This window comes from Roseovarius sp. YIN77, assembly GCF_057219155.1.
In genome coordinates, this window is record NZ_JBXVVI010000005.1 from 1 (window position 1) to 16028 (window position 16028).

The 16028-nt window shown below is 55.7% G+C and carries 16 protein-coding genes; 6 read left to right on the forward strand and 10 right to left on the reverse strand.

Translation table 11 applies throughout. The annotated features are described in order from the left end of the window. Nucleotides 1–191 precede the first annotated feature (191 nt). On the reverse strand, nt 192–806 hold the full coding sequence (locus AC2D8P_RS06910; protein WP_484701538.1) for a CDGSH iron-sulfur domain-containing protein: 615 nt from the start codon (nt 804–806) through the stop codon (nt 192–194). Nucleotides 807–960: 154 nt separating this feature from the next. Next, nucleotides 961–1941, reverse strand: a complete 981-nt coding sequence (gene pip, locus AC2D8P_RS06915) for a prolyl aminopeptidase (protein WP_484701539.1) — start codon at nt 1939–1941, stop codon at nt 961–963. Nucleotides 1942–2005: 64 nt separating this feature from the next. Between pip and ubiG the strand changes: the two genes are divergently transcribed. After that, nucleotides 2006–2764: a bifunctional 2-polyprenyl-6-hydroxyphenol methylase/3-demethylubiquinol 3-O-methyltransferase UbiG gene (ubiG, locus tag AC2D8P_RS06920; protein WP_484701540.1), complete on the forward strand. Its 759-nt coding sequence runs from the start codon at nt 2006–2008 to the stop codon at nt 2762–2764. On the opposite strand, the gene AC2D8P_RS06925 is transcribed toward ubiG, so the two are convergent. Continuing rightward, nucleotides 2761–3660: a LysR substrate-binding domain-containing protein gene (locus AC2D8P_RS06925; RefSeq protein ID WP_484701541.1), complete on the reverse strand. Its 900-nt coding sequence runs from the start codon at nt 3658–3660 to the stop codon at nt 2761–2763. The two genes, ubiG and AC2D8P_RS06925, sit on opposite strands and share 4 nt — an antisense overlap. Before the next feature lie 96 nt (nt 3661–3756). Here AC2D8P_RS06925 and AC2D8P_RS06930 point away from each other — a divergent pair, with 96 nt between their 5' ends. Then, on the forward strand, nt 3757–5085 hold the full coding sequence (locus AC2D8P_RS06930; protein ID WP_484701542.1) for a uroporphyrinogen decarboxylase/cobalamine-independent methonine synthase family protein: 1329 nt from the start codon (nt 3757–3759) through the stop codon (nt 5083–5085). A 141-nt stretch (nt 5086–5226) separates the two neighbouring features. Here the strand turns inward: AC2D8P_RS06930 and AC2D8P_RS06935 are convergent, their stop codons facing one another. Genes AC2D8P_RS06935 through AC2D8P_RS06945 form a run of 3 tightly spaced genes read right to left on the reverse strand, consistent with a single transcriptional unit; the run spans nt 5227 to nt 7892 of the window. Next, entirely contained in the window at nt 5227–6597 is a 1371-nt protein-coding gene (locus AC2D8P_RS06935; RefSeq protein WP_484701543.1) for a glutamate--cysteine ligase, read from the reverse strand. Between the two features lie 60 nt (nt 6598–6657). After that, a complete protein-coding gene (locus AC2D8P_RS06940; RefSeq protein ID WP_484701544.1) occupies nt 6658–7170 on the reverse strand; it encodes a hypothetical protein in 513 nt (170 codons plus the stop codon). Continuing rightward, nucleotides 7167–7892 (reverse strand): 16S rRNA (uracil(1498)-N(3))-methyltransferase, encoded by a 726-nt coding sequence (locus tag AC2D8P_RS06945; RefSeq protein WP_484701545.1) that lies wholly within the window; start codon nt 7890–7892, stop codon nt 7167–7169. Before AC2D8P_RS06945 ends, AC2D8P_RS06940 begins: the two co-directional genes overlap by 4 nt. A gap of 12 nt (nt 7893–7904) precedes the next feature. Here AC2D8P_RS06945 and ubiA point away from each other — a divergent pair, with 12 nt between their 5' ends. The 4 genes from ubiA (at nt 7905) to AC2D8P_RS06965 (ending at nt 12551) form a co-directional block, all read left to right on the forward strand. After that, a complete protein-coding gene (gene ubiA / locus AC2D8P_RS06950) occupies nt 7905–8870 on the forward strand; it encodes a 4-hydroxybenzoate octaprenyltransferase (RefSeq protein ID WP_484701546.1) in 966 nt (321 codons plus the stop codon). A 61-nt stretch (nt 8871–8931) separates the two neighbouring features. Further along, complete coding sequence (locus AC2D8P_RS06955; RefSeq protein ID WP_484701547.1) at nt 8932–10803, forward strand: OmpA family protein; 1872 nt, start codon at nt 8932–8934, stop codon at nt 10801–10803. Continuing rightward, the gene (locus AC2D8P_RS06960; RefSeq protein ID WP_484701548.1) at nt 10790–11122 is read left to right on the forward strand and encodes a hypothetical protein; all 333 of its coding nucleotides are present in this window, start codon (nt 10790–10792) and stop codon (nt 11120–11122) included. Before AC2D8P_RS06955 ends, AC2D8P_RS06960 begins: the two co-directional genes overlap by 14 nt. Before the next feature lie 118 nt (nt 11123–11240). Continuing rightward, nucleotides 11241–12551, forward strand: coding sequence for an FAD-dependent oxidoreductase (locus AC2D8P_RS06965; protein WP_484701549.1), 1311 nt, complete (start codon nt 11241–11243; stop codon nt 12549–12551). A gap of 13 nt (nt 12552–12564) precedes the next feature. On the opposite strand, the gene AC2D8P_RS06970 is transcribed toward AC2D8P_RS06965, so the two are convergent. The 4 genes from AC2D8P_RS06970 to uvrC all read right to left on the reverse strand — a co-directional run bounded on the left by AC2D8P_RS06970 (nt 12565) and on the right by uvrC (nt 15875). Further along, nucleotides 12565–13008, reverse strand: coding sequence for a molybdenum cofactor biosynthesis protein MoaE (locus AC2D8P_RS06970; RefSeq protein WP_484701550.1), 444 nt, complete (start codon nt 13006–13008; stop codon nt 12565–12567). Between the two features lies 1 nt (nt 13009). Beyond that, nucleotides 13010–13261 carry a molybdopterin converting factor subunit 1 gene (moaD, locus tag AC2D8P_RS06975; RefSeq protein ID WP_484701551.1) on the reverse strand — a complete coding sequence of 84 codons (252 nt, stop codon included), beginning with the start codon at nt 13259–13261 and terminating at the stop codon, nt 13010–13012. After that, nucleotides 13258–13923 carry a CDP-diacylglycerol--glycerol-3-phosphate 3-phosphatidyltransferase gene (gene pgsA / locus AC2D8P_RS06980; RefSeq protein ID WP_484701552.1) on the reverse strand — a complete coding sequence of 222 codons (666 nt, stop codon included), beginning with the start codon at nt 13921–13923 and terminating at the stop codon, nt 13258–13260. The genes moaD and pgsA overlap by 4 nt, the downstream gene beginning before the upstream one ends. Nucleotides 13924–13994: 71 nt before the next feature. After that, on the reverse strand, nt 13995–15875 hold the full coding sequence (gene uvrC / locus AC2D8P_RS06985) for an excinuclease ABC subunit UvrC (RefSeq protein WP_484701553.1): 1881 nt from the start codon (nt 15873–15875) through the stop codon (nt 13995–13997). Nucleotides 15876–16028: the final 153 nt, after the last annotated feature.

Below are 16028 nucleotides of genomic sequence, written 5' to 3' on the forward strand. Positions count from 1 at the left end.
CCCGTACATTCCCGCGCTGAACCGGAAGATAAGGCTCAATCAACGCGTACTGCTTTTCTGTTATCTCATTCATAACAATGGTTTAGCAGAAGCGGGCATCAGACGGTAGTGTTAACAGGCCCTAGGCCTGCTTCGGATTCAAAGCCCACTTAGAAGATCATGACACTGCACAGGTCGAATGCGGTCGCCGCTCACTCGTCCTTCCACCCTTTATCGCTGTGGGTGCCGTCGCAATAGGGCTTGTTGCCGGACATTCCGCAGCGGCAGAGAACATATTTGTCTTCGCTGGCATCCAGGCCCGGTTCCGGGGCGTCGATATCTGCATATTGCACCCAAAAGGGCCCGTCTTCCTGCACTGTTATGGTGGGGCGATCTGGGATCCGATGATCTGGTCCTTCAAAGGCCAGCGCGCCGGATGGGCAGGCGGTGACCACCTCTTCCAGTTCCGCCAGATTGCCATTGTCCGGCTGCACCCAGGGCCGGGCGGCGGGGTTGAAAATGTGAACGGCGATGCGCACACATTCCGAGGCATGCGAACACAGTCGCGGATTATAGGTGACGGTGGCGTTCAGCCCCTCGTAATGGATCACCCGGTCACTGCCTGCGGGCTCTCCTCCGGATGACCGAAATCCAACCCTTTTGTGGCTACCGTCGCAATAGGGTTTGTTCGCCGAATGGCCGCATCGGCACAGCGCCATGGCAGGCTTTACCTCCAACGCCTCACCGGCCTCTGTCTGCATGGATTGGGCGTTCTTTACAACAAGCGCACCGTTTTCACGGGCAATAATCTTACTACGTTCTGGCATGGTTCCCCCCGGTATGCCTGATGCCCAGTTTGGCGCGGAGGGGCGGGTCCGGTCAACCTTGGTGATGAATGGCCAACCCGAGGCGCAGAAATCATTGATAACACGTGCCACTTAGGGTGGCATGTTTGCTGTCAGAGGCAGTTGCCAATGCAGCCTATTGGGCCGCGTTCAGCGCCAGGTCATTCATGATCGTCACCAGGGCAGAGGTGATCTTGGGCTCAGACAGGGCATGACCCGCCAAAGGGATCATCTGCAGATGTGCCGCGGGCCAGTTTTCTGCCAGTGCCACCGCGGATGCGGGTGGGCACACCATATCAAAACGGCCTTGAACAATATGCCCTGGGATCTGCGCGATCCGGTCCATATTTGACAATATCTGCTGCTCATCGTTCAAAAACGCACGGTTCATGAAATAGTGATTTTCGATCCGGGCAAAGGCCAGCGCATATTGCGATGGTGCCGTCTGTGCCTGCCCGTTGGAATCGATTGAGGCCAGCGAATTTTCCCACCCGGCCCAGATCTGGGCGAACTTCATGTGACTGGCTGGATTGTCGCTAAACAGGCGCCGATGATATGCGGCGATCAGATCATCCTGTTCCTCCTGCGGGATCGCGGACGTGAACTTTTTCCACAATTCCGGGAAAAACCGACCCGCGCCGCCCCCATAGAACCAATCCAGTTCGGGCTCGGTTGCCAGGAACACACCGCGCAGTACCAGGTGCCGAACCTGATCCGGATGTGCCTGCGCATAGATTAGCGCCAGGGTCGCACCCCAGCTGCCGCCAAACACGATCCATTGGTCAATGCTCAATAGTTCCCGAATGCGTTCTATGTCGCCTACCAAATGCCATGTGGTGTTGTTTTCAACGCTGGCGTGGGGTTTGGACCGGCCGCAGCCGCGCTGATCAAACAGAACCACGCGGTAAATATCGGGGTTGAAAAAGCGCCGCATGGTCGGGCTGCAGCCGCCGCCGGGGCCGCCATGCAACACCACAACAGGAATACCCTGCGGATTGCCGCATTGTTCCACATAGATCTGATGCCCGTCGCCCGTGGCCATCATCCTGCGATCATATGGCTCATAGGGCGGGAAAAGTTTCTGGCCTGTGTTGTGTTGACCTGCGTATTTGTCCATGAAACCCCTATATCTCGCCGGGAGGGCCGAGTTCGCGGCCCCACAAAACCATATGGAGTGCTAAATGCAACCCACAGATCGTGATATCAGAAGCACAATCGATCCGGCAGAGGTGGCCAAGTTTGAAGCCATGGCAGCCGAATGGTGGGATGTGAACGGAAAGTTCAAACCGCTTCATATGCTCAACCCCTGCCGTCTGGATTATATCACGACCCAGATCGGGATGGAATTCGATCGCGACCTGAATGATCGTCTGCCCTTTGATGGGCTACGCCTGTTGGATATCGGCTGTGGTGGCGGGCTCTTGTCAGAACCTATGGCCCGGTTGGGGGCCACGGTTGTGGGGGCGGATGCGGCGGCGGGCAATATCCCGGTGGCGCAGATGCATGCCCAGCAATCCGGGCTGGACATAGACTACCGCAACGTCACCGCAGAAGCGCTGGCCGCCGATGGCGAACAGTTTGATGTAGTCCTGAATATGGAGGTGGTCGAACATGTCGCCGACCCGCAAGCCTATACAAATGCCTGCGCTGATCTTCTAAAACCCGGTGGTCTGATGATCGCCTCGACCATTAACCGCAATCCCAAAAGCTATGCCATGGCGATTATTGGGGCAGAGGTCATCATGCGCTGGCTGCCCAAAGGCACCCATGATTGGCAGAAATTCATCACACCGGATGAGCTTTACGATCTGATCCGCATCGCAGGGCTCAATCCAGTGGACAAAAAAGGGTTTGTCTTCAACCCCATCGCCTGGAGTTGGTCCCTCTCCGACCGCGACCTATCGGTGAACTATGTTACGGCGAGTGTTAAACCGACCTAATAGTTGCCCCGCAGCCACCGCTCAATAATCCCCGCCTGCGGGTGTTCGGCGGAATAAAGCGCGAAATAGCCGTTGCTGGTCTTGACGCGCATATCCGGCAATTCCACCAGCCAGCCATTAGACAGATAGGGTTCGAACAGATCCTGCCAGGCCAGGGCAATCCCTGCGCCCTCTGTCGCGGCTTGCAAGACGAAATGATAACTTGGCACCGGATGAGGTTCTGGCAAGTGGGGAACTGCAACACCGAAGGCGTCAAACCAACCCCTCCAATCCAGCCAACCATATTCACCATGATCCTGAACAATTAAGGGTAACATCGTCAGATCACCCGGGGATTGGGGCCCAGACAACAGCCCGTGTTCACGGGCGAATTGTGGTGCGCAAACTGGAAAGACCTCCTCGCTGAACAATGGTGTCTTGTGCACGTCTGGCCAGTTCCCGTCACCAAAGCGGATGACAATATCGGCCGCGTCAAAATCTGTTGCCTGTGGCTGCTCTGACGTTGACAGCAGAATATCCCATCCCGGCAATAGCGCCCTCAGATGCCGAATGCGTGGCACGATCCACATATGTGCAAACCCATGAGTGCAGGCGATGACCAACTGCTTGTTATCCGCGCGATGTTCAAACTCCTCAAGAACCGACCGGATATGCCCCAGCCCCAGTTCTGTCGCCGCATAGAGCGCAGCGCCAGCATCCGTTAGGGCAAGCTGGCGGCGATGCCTGTCAAATAAGGCAACGCCCAAATGATCCTCCAGCTTTGCGATAAAGCGGCTGACGGACGGTTGCGCCATCCCCAGCTTTTGTGCAGCAAGGGTAAAGTTCAGCTCTCGCGCGGCCACTTCAAACACATAAATTGCGTTCAGGATCGGGAATATATTTCGTGGACGATTCATATAATAATTTTATGTGACTTATGAATTTATTCCAAGTTTATAAATCGAATTTGTGAAATTATGATAGAGTCAGTATATTTTGGAGCATATCGAAAGATGACTCAGGCTTTGCATATCTCGGATGCAGCGTTCGATCATGAATTGCTGTCATTTCCCAATGGAATAGAACTGCTGAAATCCTGGCAAAGCGGTGCCAATGATCGGCGGGAAGAACTGGCGCAGTTTCTGGCAGAAACGGTTGACGGCAAGTATGACCAGAATTTTGCCTGGCCCGGTCCCGACGATGCGATCCATGTTGGTGGGTCCATCAACCTGCTGTCACTGACATTCATGCACGATCTCTTTGGCTATGATTCCGCCGAGTTCTACAAGGGTGATCCGGCGCGATATGTGCGCACTACACTGATGACGCGGCGGCTCTTGGGCATGAACAAGCTTTATCTCAGTTGGCCGGTCTACGCCTTCACGGCGGAGACGATGGGCCAATGCACGATGTATCCTGATAAATTTCCCCCGGGCTCTGATCCGGATGAGATGCTGCTTAATCGGGACAATTGGCAACAGGCCTTCACCCCGGATTTCAGCACCGGCGTTCCGGCACTGATCAAAGAAATGGCGCAGGTCTATGTTGACCTGACAGGGTTGGAGCCGGTTCTGCATCTTAGCGCGCCATACAGCCTGGCGGCGGATACGTTTGGTCAGGAACCTCTGCTGGCCGCTTTGGTGCATGAACCGGACTTTGCATTGGAGCTGCTAAATCATCTGTCAGATACTGTTTTGCGTCCGTGGATCGATGATTTTGTCGCTCGTTTCCCCAATGCGTGGATTGAAATGTCAGATGCTTCCGGCTCCCCATTTTTTATCGGGCCCAGAAACTGCCGTGACATTTCCATCGCGTCGATCCGCTATTTGGCCGAAGGTGAACCTTGGGGGCATCGTGTTTATGACGCGAACTATCGCGGGGATTACGTGACCCAGGCGCGGCAGAAAAACCGTCGTAACGCCCGCAGTGGCGCAGCCCCAGAAACACCAGAAGCCCCAGTGACGCTTGATGATTTGACAAGGGCCAAACATTCCGTTTGCCGCGATTATGTTCAGCGCCTGCACGATGACCGGGTGCCGGTGTCTTATTACCGGGACAAGGCGATTGAATTGAATGTGCCGCTCTATGCCGGGGTAGGGTCCTCGCAGATCGACCGGAACAGTGTCTCAGATATCGAAGCCGCTAAAATAGCGCTCCATCAAGTGGCCACAGATGACCTGGAGGCCGTCAAAGAAGTGGCGCGATCAATCCGGAGTAACGGATATGACAACCGCATGCCGCCCTGGCCCGGCACCATCTATTTCGAAGATGTCAGTTCCGAATCCAGCCTGGAATTGATGGAAGTTATCGTTCGCACTGCTTTGCAAAACGGAAAGTACTGATCCAAAGCGTTCTCCGCCTGAAAATGGCGGGGATCACTAAGTTTAAGTTGGTGCGCCCAGTTTTTAAGATTCACACCGACGCAATACCGACGTAATGCAGTCGCGATACAGAGGTCTGTTTTTCTGGGGTTTGCGCAGTGTCTAGTAGCTGTATTCCCGGTAAATTCGGGTCAGGTCGCCGCCCCAATCGCCGTGATAGTGTTCCAGCAACTCATCGGCAGGCGTTTGTCCTGTCTCCAGGCTTTCGTGCAGCGCATTCAGGAAATGCGTCTCATTTGGAACCAATCCCCCGGCGCCAGGACGGGCGCGGGATTTCAATCCGGCCTCAGCAATATCAATGACTTCGCGCGCCAGATCGTGCATTTTCAAACCGTTCACTTCGGCATGAAGCCCGTCAACCGACGCAGCCACACGCAGGGCTTCGCGGGTCTCAGCGTCCCAGCCCTTCACCAGATCCCACGCCGCATCCAGCGCCGCCTGATCATAGCTCAACCCGACCCAAAAGGCGGGCAGCGCACAGAGCCTGCGCCACGGCCCCCCATCAGCGCCCCGCATCTCGATAAACTTCTTGATCCGCGCCTCAGGGAACAGGGTCGTTAGGTGATCCGCCCAATCGGATAAAGTTGGCTTTTCCCCTGGCAAAGCAGGTAGTTGGCCCTTCAGGAAGTCTCTGAATGACATGCCTAGGGCGTCGATATATTTGCCGTCGCGATAGACAAAATACATCGGCACATCGAGCGCATATTCCGTCCAGCGTTCAAAGCCGAACCCGTCCTCAAAGATAAACGGGATCATGCCGGTCCGGTCCGCATCCAGATCGCGCCAGACCCGCGCACGCCAGCTTTTGTGGCCGTTTGGCTTGCCCTCAAAGAAGGGAGAATTCGAAAACAAAGCCGTTGCAATAGGCTGCAGGGCAATTGCCACACGCAGCTTTTGTACCATGTCGGTCTCTGACCCGAAATCGAGGTTGACCTGCACTGTACAGGTTCTACGCATCATGGTGGTGCCCATTGTGCCGACGCGTTGCATGTAGGCGTCCATCAGCTTGTAGCGCCCCTTTGGCATCAGGGGCATTTCTTCATGCTCCCAAATCGGAGCGGCCCCCAGACCAATAAACCCAACCCCGATTTCATCGGCGATCGATTTCACCTCGGCCAAGTGGGTGTTCACCTCGTCGCAGGTCTGGTGAATGGTTTCCAACGGAGCGCCCGATAACTCCAGGGCCCCGCCCGGTTCCAGACTGACATTAGCACCGTCTTTCTCCAAGCCGATCAGATGCCCGCCTTCGCGCACTTCTGACCAACCATGCCGGTCCCGCAAGCCACTTAGCACCGCAACAATTGAACGCTCCCCTTCGAATGGAAGGGGCTTCAAGGAATCTTTGCAGTATCCAAATTTTTCATGCTCGGTTCCGATGCGCCATTCGTCGCGAGGTTTGCAGCCGTCGGCCAGATATCCGGCCATCTGCTCATAGCGCTCGATCGGCCCGCCGCCGGACTGAGGGATGGACATGGTGCTGGCTCCGCAAGTTGCTTACTTCCATCCCACAGGTGATTTGATTTGTCGTGGAAGTCAATGGAGGGCGCGTCTGTCGCGTTGCCAAATCAGAAAAATATCACGGTGATTTGAGGCGCTGGCCTCGGTGACCAGATCGATGTTTGCGCCAGACAGGGCGGCCAATGCATCATAGAGCGTATCCGCGCCCTCAGCATCGCCGGGGATGCGAAGCAGGGACATTCCTGCAGACTGAAACAACCAGTCAAACCCTTTCCCTGAGGTGTGGATTTCGACACGTATCAGATCGTCGATAGAAATAATCCCACCCTGCTCTGCGGCCAGATAGGTGATCTGCCGTTCGTCCACCTGCACCACACCTGCGCCACCGCCCGCACGTGGTAGACGCGCTCGCCTGATGCCTTCCCATAGGATTGCGCCGCCTACGATGATCATCAACACCGCGACCCAGCGCAGGATTGGGCCTGCGGAAAAGCTCCAATACGTACCGGTCGCGACGACGACGCCACCTATGATCGCATCGCGCCATTGATGCAGCACAAGCCGCACTTCGGGCCGAATAAAGCTCATGCCCAATCGCCTAGCACCTGTTGCCACACTGTCATGGCCGCAACGGCGGCGGTATCGGCACGCAGGATGCGCGGGCCCAGGCTGATGGCATGGGCGTTGGACATATCGTGCAATCGCTTGCGTTCAGCGTCAGAAAACCCTCCCTCGGGACCGATCAAAATGGCCCATTTATCCCCACTGGCAGAGCTCAGAACTTCTTTGGCACCGGCCAAGGTTTCATCGCAAAACATCAATTGGCGGTCAGCGGGCCATTTCGACAAAACGCTAGATAGCTTTTCCAGATCTGCAACATCAGGCACAAAGGTGCCACCGCATTGTTCGGCGGCTTCGACGGTGTGTGCTTGCAAACGGTCGCGACGGATGCGTTCTGAATTGGTGAAGTCTGTTTGCACAGGGCAGATGCGCGCCGCGCCCATTTCGGTCGCCTTTTCCACGATGAAATCGGTTCGCGCTTTCTTGATCGGCGCAAAGAGAAGCCAAAGATCAGGCGGCATTTGAAGGGCGCGCGTTTTCTCTACGCAGATCAATAGCCCGGCGCGCTTACCGGCCTCTTCAATGCGCGCCAGAAATTCACCATCGCGACCGTTGAACAGAACAATAAAAGCGCCCGCCGACTGCCGCATGACGCCAAACAGGTAATGGGCTTGATCGCGGTTTACAGGAACCGATTGCCCCACCCCTAGCGGGTGAACTACATAGAGCCTGATCTTTGCTTTTGTCATGAGGCTGACCATATGTCCCAACCCCCGGAAACGCCAGCGCCACATGGACAGGTTGCCGACGCTTATAAAGGCAACTGGGTAGATCATCGGGCGCCTACCTGGTCGCGCCCCTATCTGCGCTTATCACGCGCGGATCGCCCAATTGGAACGTGGCTTTTGTTCTTGCCGTGTCTGTGGGGCGTGACGCTGGCCATGGCGCTGGATGGGCTCCGACTGTTCGATCTGTGGATCATTATCGGTTGCGGGATCGGGTCCTTTGTGATGCGCGGGGCGGGATGTACATGGAACGACATTACCGATCGCAAGATCGACGCACAGGTGGAACGCACACAGTCCCGACCCTTGGCCGCAGGTCAGGTGAGCGTGGTGCAGGCGCTGATCTGGCTGGCGGCGCAGGCGCTGATCGGATTGGTGATTTTGCTGACGTTTAACATGGCGACGATTGTAATTGGGATCGTTTCGCTGGTTCCGGTCGTGATCTATCCTTTTGCAAAACGCTTCACCTGGTGGCCGCAACTGTTTTTGGGGATCGCGTTCAACTGGGGCGCGCTGGTGGGCTGGGTGGCCCATCGTGGGCAGTTGGAATGGCCCGCCGTTGCGCTTTATCTGGCTGGGCTGTTCTGGACGCTGTTTTATGACACGATCTATGCCCATCAGGACAAAGAGGATGATGCGCTGATCGGGGTCAAATCCACCGCACGGCTGTTTGAGCATAATACGCCTGTCTGGTTGCGCCGGTTTTTGGTGGGTGTCGTTGTGGTGATGGGTCTTGCTGTCATACTCGCCCTCACAGAGGCGGTGTCGGTTCTGGTTCTGGTCATCGCACTGGGCGGCCCTTGGGCAATGGGGTGGCATCTGGTCTGGCAGTTGCGTGCGCTGGACATCGATAATCCTGATGTCTGTATGCGTCTTTTCCGTTCGAACCGGAATGCAGGGTTGATCCCTGTGCTGTTTTTCGCCGCGGCATTGATCGTGTGATTGCACCCAGGTCGTCATCGGCTTAGACAATCGCAAAGCACATGACCCAAAAGGGAGAGGCATGCGTATCTCTGTCACAATGATAGCATTGCTTGCGTTCGGGTTAGCGGCGCTGCTGTCAATATTGGTTGCTGTGTCGACTGTAGAGCGGATTGAAAAGGCGTCGCGTATCGCAGTGGCCGAGAAATTGGTCGCCCATGATGCGGCTTGGGCATCTGTGACAGTTGACGGTCTTCGGTTGATTTTGACGGGGACAGCCCCGACAGAGGCGAAGCGGTTTCAGGCTCTTTCTTTAGCTGGTGAAGTTGTAGATGCGCACCGCGTAATTGACGCCATGGATGTGCAGGCGGTTGCAGACCTGATCCCGCCAGAATTCAATGTCGAGATTTTGCGCAATGACAGCGGAATTTCCGTCATCGGTCTGATCCCACTGCAAAGTGACCGGGCGGCACTTTTTTCTGCGCTGGAGGACATTTCAGAAGGTGTGAAAGTCACAGATTTGGTTGAGACAGCCGATTTTCCGCTGCCCGAGCAATGGGATGTTTCGTTGGCTTATGCGTTGGAAGCACTGTCCGTCCTGCCGCGTTCAAAAATATCGGTGCTTCCAGGGGTGGTGACTGTGACTGCGGTAACAGAAAGTATCGAAAGCCGCTCCCAGCTGCAAGACAAGCTCTTGAACAGCGCGCCGCCACGCCTGGATTTGATGTTGGACCTGTCAGCCCCGCGCCCGGTCATCACACCGTTCACGCTTCGATATCTTATCGAAGATGGACGTGGCAGGTTTGACGCCTGTTCTGCAGACAGCCAAACCACCGGTGAACGTATTTTGCGCGCGGCAGAAGCAGCGGGGCTGAGCGAAGAAGCAAGCTGCACAGTTGGACTGGGTCAGCCATCGGCAAGCTGGGGCGCCGCCGTCGAGAGGGCGATCGGCGCGCTGGCAGAACTTGGCGCGGGTTCCGTGACATTTTCAAATGCAGATGTGACATTGATTGCGGCGAAAGGCACACCGCCTGCTTTGTTTGAACGTGTGAGCGCAGAGCTGGAGGCCGATCTGCCCGACCTGTTTTCCTTGCATGCAGTCTTGCCTCAACCGATGGAAGACACAGCAGATGGCGAAACAACGGGCCCACTGGAGTTTTCGGCGACACTCAGCCCAGAAGGGCTGGTTCAACTTCGTGGTAGAGTCAGCGATGAACTGTTTCGAACGGCTACCGAAAGCTACGCCCATAGCCGGTTTGGAATGGATAATGTCTATGCGGCAACCACGCTCGACCCGACCTTACCGTCCGGTTGGCCCGTTCGTGTGCTTGCGGGATTAGAGGCAATGAGCCTATTGGCCAACGGCCAGGTCGTGGTTCAAAGCGATCATGTCTTAGTCCGTGGCGCCACCGGACATCAGAATGCCAAAGCAGAGATATCTCGGATACTTTCAGATAAGCTGGGCGAAGCGCAGAGTTTTTCGATTGATGTGCACTACGTCGAGAAGCTCGATCCGCTGGCAAGTATCCCAACGCCAGATGAATGCGTGGCAAATATCAACGCCATTCTGGAAAGCAACAAAATCAGCTTTGATCCAGGCTCTGCCGATATTTCTGCAGATGCGGGTGGCGTTCTAAAGGAATTGTCTGACCAGGCACGTGAATGTGAGCATGTTGCCATGGAAATTGGTGGACACACTGACAGCCAGGGGCGCGAAACCATGAATCAGTCTCTTAGTCAGGCGCGCGCAGATGCGGTATTGAATGCATTACTGGCGCGCCGCGTACTTACCAGCAAATTTTCAGCGAAAGGATACGGGGAAACCCAGCCAATTGCTGACAACAAAACGGAAGCGGGCAGAGAGGCCAATCGGCGCATAACATTTACGCTGATTCCAGACGCCGTAGATGTTGACGAACATGCCCAGACTGAGGTGCAAGATGAACAGAACTGAATTTATTCTGACCACGGCAATCATCCTGTTTATTGCCTTCCTGTTGGGCTGGTTCGCGCATTGGGTCATTCACAGGTTTGTTCGCGTCGCTCAAGGCGACATGGGGGAATTGGATAAGATGGCGCAGGCGTTGCATGAGGCAGAAGAAGCGCGAGATGAAGCAATCAGAGCGATGCATCAGCGCGACGCAGACGCAACCAATCAGCTGAACCAAACCCAAGCAGAACTTGCCGCCGCGATGGAAGGTCTGCGCGATGCACGGGCGGAGACGGACCAGCTGCGCGATTACATCGGAAAGTACAATATCGGGCAAAGCTAACCCGCAAACAAAATCAGTCCTGTGAATCGAATCTAGGCAGCGAAGGGGTCGCAGACAGAACAGACGTGTTCGAACTCGCCTTTCAGTCTGGTGCCCAAACAGAACAGGAAAGTTAGACGTGACACACAGCACCGTACACGAGACAGATGTTTTGGTTGTCGGCGGCGGAACAGCAGGCTTTGGTGCTGCTGTGACGGCCGGAAGGCTGGGTTTGCGAGTTACGCTTTTGGAGGCAAGTTCAAAAGTTGGCGGTGTCATGGCCTTTTGCCCAGGGATGCCTTGGGGGGCGGCCTATCCATGCGATCACATCATCGGCGGTGTGATGGAGGAGCTGGCAGACAGGCTATATCGGATGGATCCGCCAATGGCGGCAAAGCGGCCCTGCGCATTGGCCAATTTCGGCCCTGAAATTCAATATGATCATGACATTGCAACGCTAACCATGTTCGAGATGCTGGAAGAGGCCAATGTTAAGGTTCACCTGAATTCGATAGCAACTGTGCCTCAAATGGACGGGGACCGAATTGCCGAGGTTCGATATCATGATCGTCATGGGGAACAGTCTGTGCGCCCGCAGATTGTAATCGATTGCTCGGGCGACGGTGACATATCCGCCCATGCAGGTGTGCCCTATACTCTGGGGGATGGGCGCGGCAACATGATGGGCGTGACGTTGTCCTTTTTGATGATTGATGCCGACTGGGATCGGGTGTTTGCCGAAGATGACCCCTATTTTCGACGCTATGCCGCCAAAGGTATTGCGCAGGGCCGATTGCACGAACATCTGCATCAGCTTTACCTGATGAAGGGGTTTCACCGCGACACTGTGTTTTGCAACTCTGTCGTGATCCGCGGGGTTGATGGAACCGATCCCCAAGACGTGACCCGGGCAACACAGGAAGGACGACGTCGGTGCCATCAACTGGCGGAATTTTTGCGTAGTGACGTGCCGGGATTTGAAAATGCCCGCATGATCTATCTGGGCCCGACGGTTGGTGTTCGTGAAACTCGCAAACTGGAAGGAGTGTATCAGGTGTCCGGGAAGGATTTGGCCCGCGGCACGAAGTTTCCCGATGGCATCGTGGCGTGCGACAACCCGATCGATGATGTGATGCGTGCCTCTGACAAAATGACCCATGATGCGATGGTAGAGGATGGCGGTTATTACACGATTCCGTTCCGCTCTTTAGTCCCCAAACAGATTGAAAACCTGATGTTTGCGGGCCGGATCATTTCCGCGGATGCCACGGCTTTTGCCTCTGTCCGGGGGATGCCGCAATGCATGGCCATGGGTCAAGCAACGGCGACGGCAGCAATGCTGGCGCTACGGGATGGGGTCAGTGTCCAGAAAGTAGACACTGATGAACTGGTCACATCGTTACAGGCACAAGGGGTCAGGGGATTGGGCGGCGCGCCTTTGACAGGCTGAGAGAAATCCCGGACTACCAGCGGTCCAGAGCGTCCTCGTCTTCGTCGCGGCTTTCCACCCATTCGGCCCCGTCGGAGGTGAACTCCTTTTTCCAGAACGGGGCGCGGGATTTCAGGTAATCCATCAAAAACGCGGCGGCCTCGAACGCCGCTGCGCGACGACGCGAGGCGGTGGCAACCATCATGATCTGATCGCCGGGGTGCAAGGGGCCGTGGCGATGGATGATCAGGCTATCGGACAATGGCCAACGTTCCATGGCCTCTGCGGCTATTTTCTGCAGCGCTTTTTCGGTCATGCCGGGGTAATGCTCAATCTCCATCCGGTCGAGCGTGCCCGCTTCGTTGTTGCGTACAATCCCGGCAAAGGTGACGATAGCACCAGCCCCGTCGGCCCGATCTGCAAATGCAGCGCATTCTGCGCCATAATCGAAGGGATCAGATTGGACGCGAATGTCCATCTCAGCCCCCGGTCATAGGTGGGAAAAAAGCGACTTCGCGCGCGCCAGAGATTGAGGCGTCAAAATCCGACAGATCCTGATCGACGGCCACACGCAGGGCAGACAGATCCTCGAACGCGGCGGTATAGCGAGGCTCACGATTGCGCAATTCCTCGACCAGCTCCCGCACCGTTTGGGCAGAGGTTTCAACCGCCTCTTTCGGCATGCCGATCCGTTCCCTGACCCAAGCGAAGTAAAGCACCATTACCGTCATTTATCATCTCGAAGATATGGAATTGCTTTGCTCAGATAATCCCAGCCGGTCAACAATGTAAGAGCTGCAGCGAGCCACAGCAAAACGACGCCGCCCCACCAAGTGATCTTCCACATCATGGCGTTGAAATGCAGCCCGACCTCATCCGGGATGGCGCCGGACATGATCCCCTCGATTATGGAGTTGTCCATGCCGATGGTACGTTCGATGATATTGTGTTCAAAAACCCCGGCGGCAAACAAAACCGCGATTGCAATCATTTGGGCGGTGGTTTTCCATTTCGCCAATTTCGTGACTTGCAGCAGTTTCGACTGATCCCCCAGAAACTCCCGTAGGCCAGAGACAAAGACCTCTCGGAACATGATCACAGTGGCCGGCAAAAGATACCAGGGGTTCATCCCTGAAAACCCGGTGATGACCATCAAGGCGATGACCACCATGGCCTTGTCGGCAATCGGGTCCAACATCGCGCCAAAGCGGCTTTCCTGTTTCCAGGCACGGGCCAGATAGCCATCCAGAAAATCAGTAATGGCAGCGCATAAGAACAAGATCAGAGCGAACCAATCCGCCCAGGGGCGCGCGAAGTAGAGAAACATCACCGCCACGCCGGGCGCTGCCAGAAGACGCAGAAGCGTCAGGATATTGGGCAAGTTCCATGTCATGACCCCTTCCTAACCCGTTGTCTGGTCAGGGGGAAGAGAGAGCGCGGCTCCTACGGCCGAAAATCGACGCTTTAACCAGATTCGTGAAAATAGCCATAGATGGTTTCAGCCAACGCATGGGAGATACCATCTACAGCCTTCAAATCAGCCAAATTGGCGCGTGAGACTGCTTTGGCGCTGCCGAAATGGGCCAGCAATGCGCGCTTGCGTGTTGCGCCAACCCCGGGCACCTGATCAAGCGGAGTTGCCCCGATTGCTTTGGCCCGTTTCGCGCGATGCGTTCCGATTGCGAAGCGGTGTGCCTCATCCCGTAGTCGCTGGATGAAATAAAGCACCGGATCATTGCGTCGTAGGGCGATGGGTTGCGTGCCCGTCCGATGGAACACCTCTTTGCCGTGGTCGCGATCGACGCCTTTGGCGACCCCGATCATGGGAACGTCTTCGACACCCAGTTCTGCCATTATCTCTGCAACAGCACTGACCTGACCGGCGCCGCCGTCAATCAACAACAGTGTGGGCCAGGTGCCGTTCTGCCGGTCAGGATCTTCCTTTAACAGCCGTTTGAACCGCCGGGTCAGGACCTCTTTCATCATGCCGAAATCGTCCCCTGGGGTCAGATCCTCACCCTTGATATTAAACTTGCGATACTGGCTTTTCATGAAGCCATCTCTCCCCGCAACTATCATTGCGCCGACGGCATTGGTGCCCTGAATGTGAGAGTTGTCATAAACCTCGATACGGTCAGGGGCCTCCTCCAGATCAAAAGCCTCTGCCAAACCGCGCAGCAATTTGGCTTGGGTGGCTGTTTCAGACAGCCGCCGGGCGAGGCTTTCCCGGGCATTTCGGGCCGCGCCTGCGACCAACTCTGCCTTTTCACCGCGCAACGGAACCGCGACTTGAACACGACGGCCCACCTGTTCGCTAAGCGCATCCTGTACGAGTTCATTCTCCTCAATGGGATGTGACAGCAACAATTGCCGTGCGGGTGTTTTGGTCGAATAGAACTGGCCAATGAACGCTTGCAAGATTTCGCTGGCCTCGGCGCCGGCCCCGGTGCGGGGATAGAAATCCTTGTTCCCCCAGTTCTGGTGGGCACGGATAAAGAACACCTGCACGCAAGCCTGCCCACCCTCCAGATGCAACGCGATCACATCGGCCTCTGCCACGCCGCGTGGGTTGATCCCCTGAGCCGTCTGGACTTGGGTGAGCGCGTTTATACGATCCCGCAATGTTGCGGCGCGCTCAAACTCCATCGCATCTGAGGCGGTCCGCATTTCGCGCGCCAGATCTGCTTGGACATGTGTAGATTTGCCCGTCAAGAACCGCTCGGCGTCTTCAACAAGCATGCGATAGTCTGCTTCACGGATTTTACCGACACAAGGCCCAGAGCAACGTTTGATTTGGTACAGAAGGCAGGGCCGGGTTCGGCTCTCGAACATTGCGTCAGAGCAATTTCGCAACAGGAATACTTTTTGCAACTGATTGAGCGTCCGGTTCACCGCGCCTGCACTGGCGAAGGGCCCGTAGTAATCCCCTGCTTCCTTCTTTGCGCCGCGATGTTTTTTGATCTGCGGAAACGAATGATTTTTGGCAACCAGGATATTCGGAAAGCTCTTATCGTCGCGCAGCAGCACATTGTAATGCGGCTTGAGTTGTTTGATCAGGTTTTGTTCCAGCAATAACGCTTCTGTTTCTGTGCGCGTGGTCAAAAACATCATACTGGTGGTTTCAGAAATCATCTTCGCAATCCGCGCAGAATGACCCGAAGGCTTTGCGTAATTGGCCACCCTCTTCTTCAGATTCCGCGCCTTGCCGACATACAGCACCCGACCACGGTTATCGAGCATTCGATACACACCCGGAGAGTTGTCCAGTGATCGGAGATATGACTGAACGCAATCATGCCCCGTCAGCGGAACTTGCTCGTCTGTGTTTGAAGGCGTGTCGGTCATACTGCTCAACTGCGTGATTCTCTGAACTGCTGCAATCTTAATGCGCCAGTGGCAAGAGAAAAGCTGTCCACGGTTCTTGTGGATAAGTCTGGTGACAAGTTATTGCCATTCAGAAATTTCCGTTGTTTTTTGGCCAGTTCATCGAAGTGCCTA